The sequence below is a fragment of the Terrabacter lapilli genome (assembly GCF_039531305.1).
Taxonomy (GTDB): Bacteria; Actinomycetota; Actinomycetes; order Actinomycetales; family Dermatophilaceae; genus Terrabacter; species Terrabacter lapilli.
In genome coordinates this window covers 207,845-221,415 of record NZ_BAAAPU010000011.1, presented here as the reverse complement: position 1 = coordinate 221,415, position 13,571 = coordinate 207,845, and the positions used below count along the sequence as shown (strand labels likewise).

Genomic DNA, 13,571 nt, shown 5'->3' with positions numbered 1-13,571 from the left:
CCTTCCTCGTTCCCGTGACTCGTGCAGGTGACGGCTCAGCCGGCGAGGACGCGGCGCACGACGGCCGCCACGCGCCCGCCCTCGGCACGACCGGCGACGGCGGCGTTGGCCGCCTTCATCGCCAGGCCCATCTGCGGCATCCCGGTGGCGCCGGAGCCGGCGACCGCCTCGCGGACGATGGCCTCGAGCTCGTCGTCACCGAGCTGCGCGGGCAGGTACGCCTCGAGGACGGCGAGCTCGGCCTCCTCCTTGGCCGCGAGCTCGGCGCGGCCGGCGCCGGTGTAGGCCTCCGCGGCCTCGCGGCGCTTCTTGGCCTCCTTGGTGAGGACCTTGAGCACGTCGTCGTCGCTGAGCTCGCGGTGCTCCTTGCCGGCGACCTCCTCGTTGGTGACGGCGGTCAGGGCCATCCGCAGCGAGCCGGCACGCACCTGGTCACGCTCGCGCATCGCGGACGTCAGGTCGGACTGCAGCTGCTCCTTGAGGGTGCTCATGCCCCAAGTCTGTCAGGTCGGTGGGGCCGGCCCCGCCCGGTTTGTCGGCGGGCGCCGCGGTGGGTGCGAGGATGGGGGCCATGCGTGCCGTGACCAAGACCGTCCTGGGCCTGGGGTTCGCCGGTGCGGGTGTGCTCGGCTGGGCCTCGCTCGTCGAGCGCAACGCCTTCGTGCTGCGCCGCTTCGAGGTGCCGGTGCTGCCGGAGGGAGCGGCGCCGCTGCGCGTGCTGCACCTGTCGGACCTGCACCTGCTGCCCCGCCAGCGGGCCAAGCGAGCCTGGGTGCACAGCCTCGCCTCGGTCGACCCGGACCTCGTCATCACCACCGGCGACAACATCGCGTCGCACGACGCGGTGCCGTCGCTCCTCGACGCGTACGACCTGCTCCTGGGCATCCCCGGCGCGTTCGTGCTCGGGTCCAACGACTACTTCGCGCCCAGGCTGAAGAACCCGTTCCGCTACTTCACGCGGCACCACGCCCGGGACGTCGGTGACACGGCGCGCCTGCCGACGGCGGCGCTCGTCCACGGCTTCACGGCCGGAGGGTGGCGAGACCTGACGAACCGCCGCGAGTCGCTGACCGTGCGGGGCCTGCGCATCGACCTCGTCGGCGTCGACGACCCGCACCTGCACTACGACAGGCTCGACCTCGTCAGGGGCCCTGCCGCCCCGGACGCCGACGTGACCCTCGGAGTCACGCACGCGCCCTACCAGCGGGTGCTCGACGCCTATGCCGCCGACGGGGCCGACCTCATCATCGCCGGGCACACCCACGGCGGGCAGGTCTGCGTGCCCGGCTACGGCGCGCTCGTCACCAACTGCGACCTCGACACGAGCCGCGTCAAGGGGCTCTCGCGCTGGTGGCCGGGCGCCGGCTCGACGCCCTCGTCGCAGGCGCCGGAGAGCGCCGCGTGGCTGGAGGTGTCCGCGGGCCTGGGCACCGCACCCACCGCCCCCGTACGCCTTGCCTGCCGTCCCGAGGCCACCCTCCTGACGCTCGTCCCCCGCTCGCAGGCCTGAGCCGCCACCTGGCGGGACGACCCGATTCGGAGATGGACGGGGGGCTGCGCTAGCATCTCTGCTTGCTGCCTCCGGTCGACCACGTCGACCGAATCCGGGCAGATGCAGCACCGGGGTGTGGCGCAGCTTGGTAGCGCGCTTCGTTCGGGACGAAGAGGTCGCAGGTTCAAATCCTGTCACCCCGACCAAGCTCGAAGGGCCTGCCGGAGTCGACGACGTCGATCCGGCAGGCCCTTCGGCGTAGCCGGGGACATGACGTCGAGGACATGACGCCGTGACGGTTCCTGTCACCCCGGCCCGGCTTTCCCTGGATGCGTGCGACACGGCATACGCGGGGACCACACTGGTTCGAGCTGAGGTCAGCGCCGGACCCGGGAGGGATGATGTCCCCAGACGAAGCCGCCACCACGCAGGACGCCGTCGCCACCGGCACGGACGACGGCCGCTCCGGGGCAGCTCCGAGACTGCGCGACTCGACGGCGCCCGGGCTGCCCGTCTTCCTCTCCACCGAGCACTGGAGCCTGCTCGGCACCCGGTCGATGACGTGGTCGGAGGTGATGAGCCGGATCACCATCTACCTCACCGTCGTGTCGGCCTTCCTGGTGGTGCTCGTCCTCACCGTGCAGAAGACGGGGTTCGGCACGCCGTTCCGCGTCTTGGCGATCGGCTTCGCCGCAGCGGCCCTGGTCATGGGGAGCCTGACGTCGATCCGGGTCGACCTCGCGAGCCGTGAGGACGCCGACCTGATCCGGGCGATGAACCGGCTGCGAGGGGCCTACGTCGAGCTGGCCCCAGAGCTCGCGCCCTACCTCACCGCCGGCACGACGGACGACGCGGCCGGGCTCATGCAGACCTACACGCTCGGCACGCGTCGCCACCTGGTCCTGCACATCGTCGGCAGCACGACCTTCTTCCTCACCACCGTCAACGCGATCGTCGCCGGCACCCTCGGCGCGCTCGTGGCATCGGCCGTCGGCGGCGGCCCCACGGCCATGACGATCGCGGGCGTGCTCACCGGCCTCGGATACATCGGGGTGCACCTCGAGATCGGTCGACGCCTCTTCACGCCTCCCGATGCAGCTCGGGCAGGTCCGTCCCAGCCCCGCCAGGCCTCGACGCGCCAGGCCTCGACGCGCTAGGCCTCGACGCGCCAGGCCTCGACGCGCTAGGCCTCGACGCGCTGGGGCTCGACCTCGAGGGCCGTCTCGCGCACGGAGTCGGCCACCACGTCGGCCAGCCGTCCGGTGCGGGCGCGCACGGCGCGCTGTCGCATCGCCCCGTTGCCCTCCCGGCGGACCCGGGCCAGCCCCTCCTGGACGACCTCGAGGTCACCGGTGGCCTGCAGGGCAGGGCCGACGTGCTCGAGCAGGGAGTCCACCACGCTCCAGCAGGGCCGCGGCAGCCCGGTGCGCCAGTCGACGAGGGACCCCTCGAGGCCGTCCCGAGCCGACTGCCACGCTGCGAGGCGGAGCAGCTGGGTCGGCACCGCCGGCGCCTCCCTGCCCGAGGACCACTCCTGTGCCGCGGTCTCGACGAGTCCGCGACACAGGGCGGCGACGAGCACCGCATCCTCCACGGTGAAGCACACGTCCGCCGTCCGGATCTCGACGGTCGGGTAGCGCTGCGCGAGCCGGGCGTCGAAGTAGACCATCTTCTCGTCGAGGATCACGGCGGACTGCACCATGTCGTGCACCAGCCTGTGGTAGGCCTCGGCGGAGCCGAACCGGTCGGTGGGCCCCCACGACGGCCACCTCGCGAGCGCCTGCGCCCGGTAGCTGGCGAAACCGGTGTCCGTCCCGTTCCAGAACGGCGAGTTGGCGCTGAGCGCCAGCAGGGTCGGCAGCCAGACGCGGATGCGGTCGAGGACGCCCACGCCCTCCTCGTCGCCGTCGACGGACACGTGCACGTGGCAGCCGCACACGAGGTGCTCCCGCGCGGTCTGCTGGTAGCGGTCCTCCATCCACGCGTACCTCGGGGACGCGGCGATCACGGGCTGCACCGGCAGCGGCGAGGTGGCGAGGGCGGCGACGCCCGAGCCGGTGAGACGGGCGGCCGCGGCGACCTCGCCGCGCCACCGGCTCACCTCGCGGGTGAGGCTGGTGAGGTCGGCGACGGGCGCCGTGTGCGTCTCGATCTGCTGCTGCTTGAACTCGCCCTCGACGGCGCCCGTCAGGCCGGAGTCGTCGAGCCCGTTCGCCCGTCGTGCAGCATGCACGAGCAGCTCACCCGAGGCGGGTCGCGGGTGTCCGTGGTGCAGGTCGACGAGGATCATCTCCTCCTCGACACCGAGGGTTCGCGCCATGGCACTCCTTTGGGGGGACGCGGGGTATGCCGCATGGCCGGTGTCCTCAGTGTCTCTCCACCCCGGCAGGGTTCGGGGCGGAACGGAGGCGATCGCATGCCGGACGGCCCGGGAATGAACGGGGCGCAGCAGCGTTGACCACCGTTGTCGCCCCGAACCGCAGGAGGAACGTGTCCACCTCGTCCAGCTTGGGACTCCGCTCCGAGCGGGGGCCGATCCTGATCGCCCTGATGCTCTCGACGTCGCTCATCGCGCTCGACTCGACCATCCTCGCCACTGCCGTGCCGTCGATCGTCGCCGACCTCGGCGGGCTGTCGCAGTTCCCGTGGCTCTTCTCGGTCTACCTGCTCGCGCAGGCGGTCTCCGTCCCGGTCTACGCCAAGCTCGCGGACACGCTCGGGCGCAAGCCGGTCATCCTCGTCGGCATCGCGCTCTTCCTGCTCGGCAGCATCCTGTGCGGCTTCGCGTGGAGCATGGGCTCGCTCATCGTCATGCGCGCGCTGCAGGGCCTCGGGGCCGGCGCGGTGCTGCCCATGACGACGACCATCGCGGCCGACATCTACACCGTCGCCGAGCGGGCCAAGACGCAGGGCTACATCGCGAGCGTGTGGGCGGTCTCCTCCGTCGTCGGCCCGACCCTCGGCGGCGTCTTCTCCCAGTTCGCCTCGTGGCGCTGGATCTTCTTCGTCAACATCCCGTTCTGCCTGCTCGCCGCGGCGATGCTGTGGCGCAACTACGACGAGTCCGTCGAGCGCCGCCGGCACCGCATCGACTACGCCGGCGCGGCCCTGCTAACGGTCGCCCTGACCCTGCTGATCCTCGCGGTCCTCGAGGGCGGCCAGGCGTGGGCGTGGAGCTCGTGGCAGAGCATCGGGTCGTTCGCGGTCGGCGCGGTCCTGCTCGCGATCTTCGGCGTGGTCGAGCGGCGGGCCGCCGAGCCGGTGCTGCCGCTCGAGGTGCTGACGCGACGCCTGATCGTCGCGACCTGCCTCGTCAGCATCGGGATCGGCGCGGTGCTCGTCGGCCTCACGTCCTACGTCCCGACCTTCCTCGAGCGCTCGACGCGCGCCACGCCCATCGTCGCGGGTCTCGCGGTGGCCGCCCTGACCATCGGCTGGCCCATCTCGGCGTCGCAGTCGGGCCGGCTCTACATGCGGTTCGGGTTCCGCCCGACCGCTCTCATCGGCCTCGTGGTCGCCTCCCTCGGCGCCCTGTCGCTGTGGCTGACCTCCTCGACCCCGAACGTGTGGGCCACCGCCGGCTCGTGCCTCGTCGTGGGGCTGGGCCTCGGCCTCGTCGCCACCCCGACGCTGATCGCCGCCCAGGCGTCCGTCCCGTGGAACGAGCGGGCCGTCGTCACCGGCACCAACATGTTCATGCGATCGGTCGGCAGCGCCGTCGGCGTGGCCATCTTCGGCGCGATCGCCAACGCCGTCATCGCCTCCCGCGGTGGTGACGCGTCGCGTGAGGCCGTCCGCTCCGGCTCCTCGGCCGTCTTCCTCGCGGTGGTCGTCGCCGCCGTCATCAGCATCGCCGCCGGGCTGCTCATGCCGCACACCCGAGCCGAGGACGTCGAGCACGACGGGCCCGCCGGCGAGCGGGACGAGCCGGATGAGCTCGCCGGTGAGCCGGTCGGGGCCGCCGCGGACCGCGAGTCGCAACCCTCGACACGGCCGAGCACCGCCTGAGCCCTGCCCGAGCCCATCGGGTACGTGCCGCAGGACAGACGACCTGCCGACACCGGCCCGAGAACGAGGAGGACGCGATGAGCGAGCACGAGGACGGCACGAAGAAGGTCGCCGACCTGATCAAGGACATCCGCATCGCGATGCTGACCCACGCCGACTCCAACGGCAACCTCGTCAGCCACCCGATGGCCACCCAGGAGGTGGAGTTCGACGGCGACGTGCTCTTCATCGCCGAGCGGGACAGCCACAAGGCCCGCGACATCGCGGCGCAGTCGCCGGCCAGGGTCAACGTGGCCTACAGCTCGCAGAGCTCGTGGGTGTCACTGTCGGGGACCGCGACGATCGTCGACGACACGGCCAAGCTCGCCGAGCTGTGGAACTCCTTCACCGGAGCCTGGCTCGAGGGCGGTCCCGAGAACCCGAACAACATCCTCATCAAGGTCAGTGCCGACTCGGCCGAGTACTGGGACTCCCCCGGCGCCAAGGTCACCCAGATCGCGAACTTCGTCAAGGCGAAGGTGACCGGCAAGCGCATGGAGGGCGACAACGAGGTCGTCGACCTCTGAGCCGGGGCGCCGGCCACCGGGCCGCCTGAACCCCCGCCGTATGCCGTGGGCTCCCCTCCGCTGGAAGGGAGCCCACGGCATACGCCACCTGGGTGGTGGGGTCGGGGCCGCGACTCAGGCGGCGCCCTTCACGAGGCGCATGACCGCGCGCTCGAGGGCGTCGCGGTCGCGGATCTGGACGATGTCGCCGAGCTCGAGCCGCGCGCGGTCGGCCTTGGTCAGCCGCGAGATGCTCCGCGCGATGGTGCGTCCCACGGCGAACTCGTCGAGCACCCGCGGGTCGACGTAGGAGCTGCGCGCCACCGCCGGGGTGTTGCCGAGGTGCTCGGACACCACCTTCATGGCGTCCTTCTCGGCCCGCTTGATCTCGCGCTCCGTGGCGACCGGTCCGGTACGGGCCAGTGCGACCGCGGCGGTGACGGTGGCAGCCCAGGTGCGCAGGTCCTTGACGGTGTACTGCTCCCCCACGAGCTCCTTGAAGGCGACGTTGAGGTCGCTCGAGCGCAGCTCGTGCCAGCCGTTGGTGTCGCGGTAGGCCAGCAGCCGCTCGCCCGGGTAGCCGCTCCGCTTGAGCGAGAGCACGATCCGCGCCAGGAGCTGGTCGCTCATGACCGCCTCGCGCGTGACTCCCGACTTGGCCGGGAAGTCGAACGTGAGCTCCTCGCCGCTCACCCGCACGTGGGAGCGCAGCAGCGTCGCGACGCCGTGGGAGCCGTTCTCGGCCTCGTACTCCTCGCCGCCGCTGCGAAAGAGCCCGGCGTCCAGCATCCGCAGCCCGGCCGCCGTGACGCGCTTCTTCGTCAGGCCGTTGGTGCGCAGGTCCGCGGCGATCTGCTTGCGCGCCGCCGGGAGCTGCCTGGCCAGGTCGACCACCCGGTCGTGCTTCTCCCGGGCCCGGGCCTCGTGCCACTGGTCGTGGTAGAGGTACTGCCGCCGCCCGGCGTCGTCGGTGCCGACCGCCTGGATGTGCCCGTTGGGATACGGGCTGATCCACACGTCCTTCCACGCCGGCGGGATCACCAGCGAGGTGACCCGCTCACGCACGGCCGGATCGAGCGCCTTGCCGTCCTGGTCCACGTAGGCGAAGCCGCGCCCCCGGCGCACGCGACGGATCCCCGGCTTGTCGATGATGCTCCGGCGCAGTCTCACATCTGAGAGATACCCCGTTGGTGCCGGCTCGGCACCATTCGCGCCGCCACCGGCGTCACCCGCCCCCAGGGCGGTGACGACGGCCCCCTGTCAGTCGGGCGCGTCGGTCTCCGGCGTGCTCTCGCCCGCCTCGGCGGTGGCGCCCGGGGTGTCGGGCGTGCGGCGCGTGTCGGCCGCCTGGTCGGGCCCGTCGGGCGACCTGACCGGGACGATGTCAGGGACCTCGATCTCCGGCAGCCCCGGGGGCGTCGGCGGGTCGGGCGTGACCGGTGGGAAGACCGATCCGTCGCTCTGCAGATGTGATTCGTGAGGGGTCACGGTTCCTTCGCCTCTCGCCCCGAGCGGGTTGGTGTGGCTGTACGTCGACCATACCCACGTCTCGTGAGCGAGAACCTGTGTTCCCGGATCCGTGACCCGGCGGCTCAGCGGCCGGTGCCGCCGTAGACGATCGCCTCGTCGGCCGAGTCGAGGCCGAACGCCGTGTGCACCGCACGGACGGCGTCGTCGAGCTGCTCGGCACGCGTCACGGCCGAGACGCGGATCTCGGACGTCGAGATCATCTCGATGTTGATCCCGGCCTCGGCGAGCGCCCCGAAGAACTTCGCCGAGACACCCGGGTGGCTCTTCATGCCGGCACCGACGAGGGCGATCTTGCCGATCTTGTCGTCGAGGCGCAGGTCGGCGTACTCCACCTCGTGCTTGATCGACTGCAGCACCTGGACCCCGCGCGCGCCGTCGGCCTGCGGCAGGGTGAAGGAGATGTCGGTCTTGGCGGTCTCGGCGGCGGACACGTTCTGGACGATCATGTCGATGTTGATGCCGGACTCGGCGATGGCGCCGAAGATCTTCGCCGCGATGCCGACCCGGTCGGGCACCCCGACGATGGTGATCTTGGCCTCGCTGCGGTCGTGGGCGATGCCGGCGATGATCGGAGCTTCCACAGCGCCTTCTCCTTCGTAGGGGTTGTCCTTGATCCACGTGCCCGGCTTCTGCGACCAGGACGAGCGCACGTGGATCGGGATGCCGTAGCGGCGGGCGTACTCGACGCAGCGCAGGTGCAGGATCTTGCTGCCGTTGGCGGCGAGGTCGAGCATCTCCTCCATCGACAGGACGTCGAGCTTGCGGGCGCTGGGCAGGATGCGCGGGTCGGCGGTGAAGACGCCGTCGACGTCGGTGTAGATCTCGCAGACGTCGGCCTCGAGGGCCGCGGCCAGGGCGACGGCGGTGGTGTCCGAGCCGCCGCGGCCGAGGGTCGTGATGTCCTTGGTGGTCTGGCTCACGCCCTGGAAGCCGGCGACGATGGCGATGTGGCCGGCGTCGAGCGCGCTCTGGATGCGGCCGGGCGTCACGTCGATGATGCGGGCGGCGCCGTGGGCGTCGTCGGTGATGACGCCGGCCTGGCTGCCGGTGAAGCTGCGCGCCTCGGCGCCGAGGTGCGCGATGGCCATCGCCACGAGCGCCATCGAGATCCGCTCGCCCGAGGTGAGCAGCATGTCGAGCTCACGCGCGGGCGGTGCCGGCGACACCTGCTCGGCGAGGTCGAGCAGCTCGTCGGTCGTGTCACCCATCGCCGAGACGACGACGCACACGGAGTGGCCGGCGCGCTGCGTCTCGACGATGCGCCGCGCCACCCGCTTGATGGCCTCGGCGTCGGACACGGACGAGCCGCCGTACTTCTGGACGACGATGCTCACTCGAAGCTCCGGATCTGCTCGCTGACAGGGCACTCAGAGTCTAGGCACGCGGGGGCGTCCGGCCCTCGACCGGTCATCATGGTGAGACGTGCTGCGCCCGGCCCGGGACACCGGAAGATCTGCGGCCCTGCGCTCGTCGGCCGGGGCGCCGCCCCGCCTCGTCAGGGGTGGAGGGCGTCGAACTCGGCCTCACCGACCGTCTCGGTGTCGGCGTCGAGGCGCAGGTGCGCGAGGATCGAGTGGAGGGCGCGCATCGCCATCATCGCGCGGTCGCCCCACTCGGACAGGTAGCTGAACTGCCACCACCACAGCGCCTCGAGCTTGCGACCCGCCGCGTAGTGCTTGAGCCCGTGGCTGAGGGCGACCGCGACGTCGACGAGGTCGTTGGTGACGGAGCCGTCGGCGCGCTCGGACGAGGTGATCGGGTCGATGACATAGACGTACTCGTCGATCCCGGTCAAGAGGTTGGCCAGGCCGGTGCGCAGCGGGTCGGCGTCGTCGTCGCCCGCGTCGGGCTCGAAGCGCTCCTCGGGCACGACGTCCTGGACTGCGCCGAGCCGGGCGCCGGCCACGAGGACCTGCGACAGCGCCAGGGTCAGCAGGGGCAGGGCCGTGTCGGGCGCGGTGCCCGAGGCCACCTCCGTCAGCGAGGTGAGGAAGGCGCTCGCCTCCGCGGCGGTGAGGTCGGCGAGCCCGCCGAGGTCGTTCGCTTCGCTGGACATGAGGGTCTCCCTGCCGGGTCCCCGACGACGTGTGCCGCCGGGCTGGGTCACGCGGTCCGCCCAGTCTGCCGGGTGGGCTGTGCAGCCGTCGACCCGGGCGCACCCACCACTCGGGTAGCCCGCTTCCCGACAGGCTCAGGTGGCAGGGCCGGGCGTCGAGGCCAGGCGTCGAGGCCGGGCGTCGAGGCCAGGCGTCGAGGCCAGGCGTCGAGGCCAGGCGTCGGGGTCAGGCGTCGACGCGGCGCCGGCCCTCGAAGGCCCGCCCGAGCGTCACCTCGTCGGCGTACTCGAGGTCGCCGCCGACCGGGAGGCCCGAGGCGAGGCGCGTGACGGTCAGGCCCACGTCGCGCAGCAGCCGGCTGAGGTAGGTCGCGGTCGCCTCGCCCTCGAGGTTCGGGTCGGTCGCGATGATGACCTCCGTGACCTCGCCCGACGCGAGCCGGGTCATCAGCTCGCGCACGCGCAGGTCGTCGGGGCCGATGCCGTCGATCGGGCTGATCGCGCCGCCGAGCACGTGGTACTTCCCACGGAACTCACGCGTGCGCTCGATGGCGACGACGTCCTTGGGCTCCTCGACGACGCAGATGGCGGTCTGGTCGCGGCGCGGGTCGGCGCAGATGCGGCACTTGTCGGCCTCGGCGACGTTGCCGCACTCCTCGCAGAAGCGCACCCGGGCCTTGACCTCCGTCAGCGCCGTGACGAGCCGCGTCACGTCCTCCGAGTCCGCCTGCAGCAGGTGGAAGGCGATGCGCTGCGCGCTCTTGGGGCCGACCCCGGGGAGTCGTCCGAGCTCGTCGATGAGGTCCTGCACCGCGCCTTCGTACACACCGCAACCCTAAGCCTCGCGCACCCCGCTCGAGGACGCCGCCACCGCATACCGCCGCCTGGAAAGTGCGCCAAGGCGCGGTTTCGCCTCATCCGGCCCACCGGACCGCGCCCAAGGTGCGCCACGGCGCGGTTTCGCCTCGCCCAGCCGCCGAATTAGACACGAAAGTGCGCCACGGCGCGCTTTCGGGAGCTGTGTCGACCTGGCAGGGTCAGTCGGCGAGCGGGGTCGTCCCCCACCGCTCCTCGATGCGACCCAGTCGCCAGACCGCGAGCGCGAGCGCCCACGTGACGACGAACAGCCCGACCACCCAGAAACCGACGTTGCCGAGGTCGATCCCGCCGACCCACGCGAGCGGGCCGGACGTGATGCCGAGGCGCTCGGTCAGCACCGAGACGAGCTCGATGCCGCCGATGCCGAGCGCCACGGCGACCGACAGCGCCGTGACCGTGGCGTTGTAGTAGACCTTGCGCACCGGCCGGCTGAACGCCCAGCCGTAGGCGACGCTCATGAAGGCGCCGTCGACCGTGTCGAGGAGCGACATGCCCGCGGCGAAGAGCACGGGAAGGGTGAGGACGGCATACCAGGGCAGGTCGGCGGCCGCGGCGCCCCCGGCGGCGACGAGGAGTCCCACCTCGGTGACCGTGTCGAAACCGAAGCCGAAGAGGACGCCCACCGGGTACATGTGCCACGGCCTCGTCACGGCGCGCGTCACCCGCGCGAGGATCCGCGTCAGGAACCCACGCCGCTCCAGCTGCCGCTCGAGCTCCGCCTCGTCGAGGTCGCCGCGGCGCATCCGGCGCGCCACGCGGAGGATGCCGACGAGCGCTGCGAGGTTGAGCAGGCCGATGAGCACGAGGAAGACCCCCGAGACCGAGGTCCCCCAGACGTGGGTCGCCTGCTGCAGCGCCGAGCCGTCGTCCTGCAGCGCGCCGGCGAGGGCGCGCACGCCGAGCGCCAGCAGCATGACCATGGCGAAGACGACCGACGAGTGGCCCAGGCTGAACCAGAAGCCGACACTGAGCGGCCGCTGCCCCTCGCCCATCAGCTTGCGCGTCGTGTTGTCGATGGCGGCGATGTGGTCGGCGTCGAACGCGTGCCGCATCCCGAGGGTGTATGCCGTCACGCCGAGTCCCACTCCGAAGAGCTGGCCTGCGACGCGGTACTCATGAGGGGCGACGACCCCGACGAGCACGCCCCAGCCGACGACGTGGAGCAGCAGGACGAAGGCGCCCATGCCGGTCAGGCGACGCCGGTCCTCCCCGGAGAGGGACCTCAGCGCGGCACCGCGCGTGCCCTCGGGGCTGGACGCGGCGGGCGAGGTCATGGGCCCACGCTAGATGCGACTGGGTCGCATCTGCAAAGGAATCAGGTAACTGCTCCAGCCGGGAGCCGTCGCGGCTCAGTCGGAAGCCGTCGCGGCTCAGGCGGGCGGCGCCCCACCGGGCACCTCGTTGTAGGCGTCGACGCGCTCCTGCCCGCTCAGCTCCGCGATCGCATCCATCACCCGGTCGGTCAGCTGGCGGCGCGCCTTGCCGGCCGGCATCCCGGCATACTCCTCGACGCGGATGGGCTTGCCGAAGCGCACCGTGACCTTCGCCAGGCGCGGGAAACGCGCGCCGACCGGCTGGATGTCCTCCGTGCCGATGAGCCCGACGGGCACGATCGGGACCTGTGCCGTCAGGGCCAGCCAGGCCACTCCGGTCCGGCCCCGGTAGAGCCGGCCGTCGCGGGAGCGGGTGCCCTCCGGGTAGATGCCGAAGGCGTCCCCGGCCCGCAGCACCTCGAGCGCCGCGTCGAGGCTCTCCTGCGCCGCGCTCGCCGAGTGCCGGTTGACCGGGACCATGCCGACCGCGCTGAAGAACCCCTTCCGGAGCAGCCCGCCGAGGCCGGGCCCGTGCCAGTACTCCTCCTTGGCGAGGAATCGCACCTGGCGGGGCGACGCGAGCGGGATGGCGAAGGAGTCGATGAACGACAGGTGGTTGCTTGCGACGATGACGCCGCCCTCGCGCGGGATGTTCTCCTTGCCCTCGATCGTCGGGCGGTACAGCGCATGGGACAGCGGATACAGCAGGTTGCGTCCGAGGCTGTAGAACATGGGCGACAGCCTATGGGCGGTCTTGCACCGGTTGCCGCGCGACCGACCGTGGCGCCCGAGGGCTGTCCACGCCTTGGTATGCCGGCCGGCTCAGCAGTCAGGTCACGCGCGCGCCCGGACCGTCCAGGCGGTGACGTCGAGGTCGAAGGGCGCCGGCGGCACCAGCTCCCTGCACCGGTCGCGCAGGCGGACGCGGGAGAGGTTGTCGAGGCTCGCGACGTAGACACCGGGCGGCCCGACGCCCAGCGTGTAGGGCACCCACCACTCCTCGAAGCTGTCGTGGCGCACCGAGACCGTGAGTGACGAGTCCTCGATCTGGCCCAGGCCTGCCCGGTCGAAGAGCTGCGCCAGCTCACCCTCGTGCGCACCCGGGAACCACGACTCGTCGTCGGCCTCCGGGTCGAGCTCGCGCGCCGCCTGCCAGAACAAGGACAACGGGTTGTCGTCCCCGCCGAGGTCCCAGACACAGGCCGACACCGTGCCGCCCGGGCGTGTGACCCGACCCATCTCCCGCAGGCCCGCCACCGGGTCGGTCATGAAGTGCACGACCAGCTGGGCGAGGGCATGGTCGAAGAGGTCGTCGGGGTAGGGCAGCCGCTCGGCCTGCCCCACCTGCACGTCGAGCCCCGGCCAGTCGCGCCGCAGGGCCGCGACGAAGGACTGCGAGGGGTCGACGGCCGAGACGTGCTCCACACCGAGCCGGTCGACCAGGACCCGCGTCAGGGCGCCGGTCCCGCAGCCGACGTCGATCGCCCGACCCGGCGGCTCGACCCCGGACCAGTCGGCGAAACGGCTCGCGAGAGGGCGCGAGTACCGGCCCATGAAGCGGTCGTAGGCGCCCGCCGCAACCTCGAAGGTCACGGGCCCGACGCTACTCCGGGCCGGGCTCACCGCGGGCAGGAACGCCCCGAATGCGCTTGACCTGCAAGGCCGCCCGAGCCCGGACCGCCGGTGGCGCAACCACTGCTCAGCCGATCCGACTCGGGACCGTCCGGCCGGGCAGGCGCAGGCGAGTC

Annotated in this window: 14 protein-coding genes and 1 tRNA gene; 5 read left to right on the top strand and 10 right to left on the bottom strand. The window is 72.0% G+C overall.

Features of this window, described 5'->3' with window-relative positions; all coding sequences use genetic code 11:
• Positions 1–35: 35 nt before the first annotated feature.
• Entirely contained in the window at positions 36–491 is a 456-nt protein-coding gene (locus tag ABD241_RS18595) for a GatB/YqeY domain-containing protein (RefSeq protein WP_344066262.1), read from the bottom strand.
• An 80-nt stretch (positions 492–571) separates the two neighbouring features.
• Between ABD241_RS18595 and ABD241_RS18590 the strand changes: the two genes are divergently transcribed.
• The 3 genes from ABD241_RS18590 to ABD241_RS18580 all read left to right on the top strand — a co-directional run bounded on the left by ABD241_RS18590 (position 572) and on the right by ABD241_RS18580 (position 2,649).
• Entirely contained in the window at positions 572–1,510 is a 939-nt protein-coding gene (locus ABD241_RS18590; protein ID WP_344066259.1) for a metallophosphoesterase, read from the top strand.
• Between the two features lie 111 nt (positions 1,511–1,621).
• A tRNA-Pro gene (locus ABD241_RS18585) sits at positions 1,622–1,698 on the top strand.
• A gap of 195 nt (positions 1,699–1,893) precedes the next feature.
• Positions 1,894–2,649 (top strand): hypothetical protein, encoded by a 756-nt coding sequence (locus ABD241_RS18580; protein WP_344066255.1) that lies wholly within the window; start codon positions 1,894–1,896, stop codon positions 2,647–2,649.
• A 26-nt stretch (positions 2,650–2,675) separates the two neighbouring features.
• On the opposite strand, the gene ABD241_RS18575 is transcribed toward ABD241_RS18580, so the two are convergent.
• A complete protein-coding gene (locus ABD241_RS18575) occupies positions 2,676–3,812 on the bottom strand; it encodes a carboxylate-amine ligase (RefSeq protein WP_344066253.1) in 1,137 nt (378 codons plus the stop codon).
• Between the two features lie 230 nt (positions 3,813–4,042).
• Here ABD241_RS18575 and ABD241_RS18570 point away from each other — a divergent pair, with 230 nt between their 5' ends.
• Entirely contained in the window at positions 4,043–5,500 is a 1,458-nt protein-coding gene (locus ABD241_RS18570) for an MDR family MFS transporter (RefSeq protein WP_344066981.1), read from the top strand.
• Positions 5,501–5,577: 77 nt separating this feature from the next.
• On the top strand, positions 5,578–6,066 hold the full coding sequence (locus ABD241_RS18565) for a pyridoxamine 5'-phosphate oxidase family protein (protein WP_344066250.1): 489 nt from the start codon (positions 5,578–5,580) through the stop codon (positions 6,064–6,066).
• Positions 6,067–6,180: 114 nt separating this feature from the next.
• On the opposite strand, the gene ABD241_RS18560 is transcribed toward ABD241_RS18565, so the two are convergent.
• From ABD241_RS18560 to ABD241_RS18525, 8 genes are all read right to left on the bottom strand, one after another.
• Positions 6,181–7,215: a DNA topoisomerase IB gene (locus ABD241_RS18560; protein WP_344066247.1), complete on the bottom strand. Its 1,035-nt coding sequence runs from the start codon at positions 7,213–7,215 to the stop codon at positions 6,181–6,183.
• A 90-nt stretch (positions 7,216–7,305) separates the two neighbouring features.
• Positions 7,306–7,533, bottom strand: a complete 228-nt coding sequence (locus ABD241_RS18555) for a hypothetical protein (RefSeq protein ID WP_344066244.1) — start codon at positions 7,531–7,533, stop codon at positions 7,306–7,308.
• 104 nt (positions 7,534–7,637) lie between these two features.
• Complete coding sequence (locus ABD241_RS18550) at positions 7,638–8,909, bottom strand: aspartate kinase (protein ID WP_344066241.1); 1,272 nt, start codon at positions 8,907–8,909, stop codon at positions 7,638–7,640.
• A gap of 161 nt (positions 8,910–9,070) precedes the next feature.
• Complete coding sequence (locus tag ABD241_RS18545) at positions 9,071–9,631, bottom strand: DUF5063 domain-containing protein (RefSeq protein ID WP_344066238.1); 561 nt, start codon at positions 9,629–9,631, stop codon at positions 9,071–9,073.
• Between the two features lie 226 nt (positions 9,632–9,857).
• Positions 9,858–10,457, bottom strand: coding sequence for a recombination mediator RecR (recR, locus tag ABD241_RS18540; RefSeq protein WP_344066235.1), 600 nt, complete (start codon positions 10,455–10,457; stop codon positions 9,858–9,860).
• 211 nt (positions 10,458–10,668) lie between these two features.
• Positions 10,669–11,784, bottom strand: coding sequence for a Nickel transporter NicT (gene nicT / locus ABD241_RS18535; RefSeq protein ID WP_344066232.1), 1,116 nt, complete (start codon positions 11,782–11,784; stop codon positions 10,669–10,671).
• A 96-nt stretch (positions 11,785–11,880) separates the two neighbouring features.
• Positions 11,881–12,555, bottom strand: coding sequence for a lysophospholipid acyltransferase family protein (locus tag ABD241_RS18530; protein ID WP_344066229.1), 675 nt, complete (start codon positions 12,553–12,555; stop codon positions 11,881–11,883).
• Between the two features lie 102 nt (positions 12,556–12,657).
• Positions 12,658–13,416: a class I SAM-dependent methyltransferase gene (locus ABD241_RS18525; protein ID WP_344066226.1), complete on the bottom strand. Its 759-nt coding sequence runs from the start codon at positions 13,414–13,416 to the stop codon at positions 12,658–12,660.
• Between the last annotated feature and the right edge of the window lie 155 nt (positions 13,417–13,571).

Excerpts from the sequence above, each read along its gene's own strand:
- ABD241_RS18580 (WP_344066255.1), top strand. The coding sequence starts at position 1,894 with ATGTCCCCAGACGAAGCCGCCACCACGCAGGACGCCGTCGCCACCGGC.
- ABD241_RS18575 (WP_344066253.1), bottom strand. The coding sequence starts at position 3,812 with ATGGCGCGAACCCTCGGTGTCGAGGAGGAGATGATCCTCGTCGACCTG.
- ABD241_RS18570 (WP_344066981.1), top strand. The coding sequence starts at position 4,043 with ATGCTCTCGACGTCGCTCATCGCGCTCGACTCGACCATCCTCGCCACT.
- ABD241_RS18530 (WP_344066229.1), bottom strand. The coding sequence starts at position 12,555 with ATGTTCTACAGCCTCGGACGCAACCTGCTGTATCCGCTGTCCCATGCG.
- ABD241_RS18545 (WP_344066238.1), bottom strand. The coding sequence starts at position 9,631 with ATGTCCAGCGAAGCGAACGACCTCGGCGGGCTCGCCGACCTCACCGCC.
- ABD241_RS18565 (WP_344066250.1), top strand. The coding sequence starts at position 5,578 with ATGAGCGAGCACGAGGACGGCACGAAGAAGGTCGCCGACCTGATCAAG.
- nicT (WP_344066232.1), bottom strand. The coding sequence starts at position 11,784 with ATGACCTCGCCCGCCGCGTCCAGCCCCGAGGGCACGCGCGGTGCCGCG.
- ABD241_RS18590 (WP_344066259.1), top strand. The coding sequence starts at position 572 with ATGCGTGCCGTGACCAAGACCGTCCTGGGCCTGGGGTTCGCCGGTGCG.
- ABD241_RS18595 (WP_344066262.1), bottom strand. The coding sequence starts at position 491 with ATGAGCACCCTCAAGGAGCAGCTGCAGTCCGACCTGACGTCCGCGATG.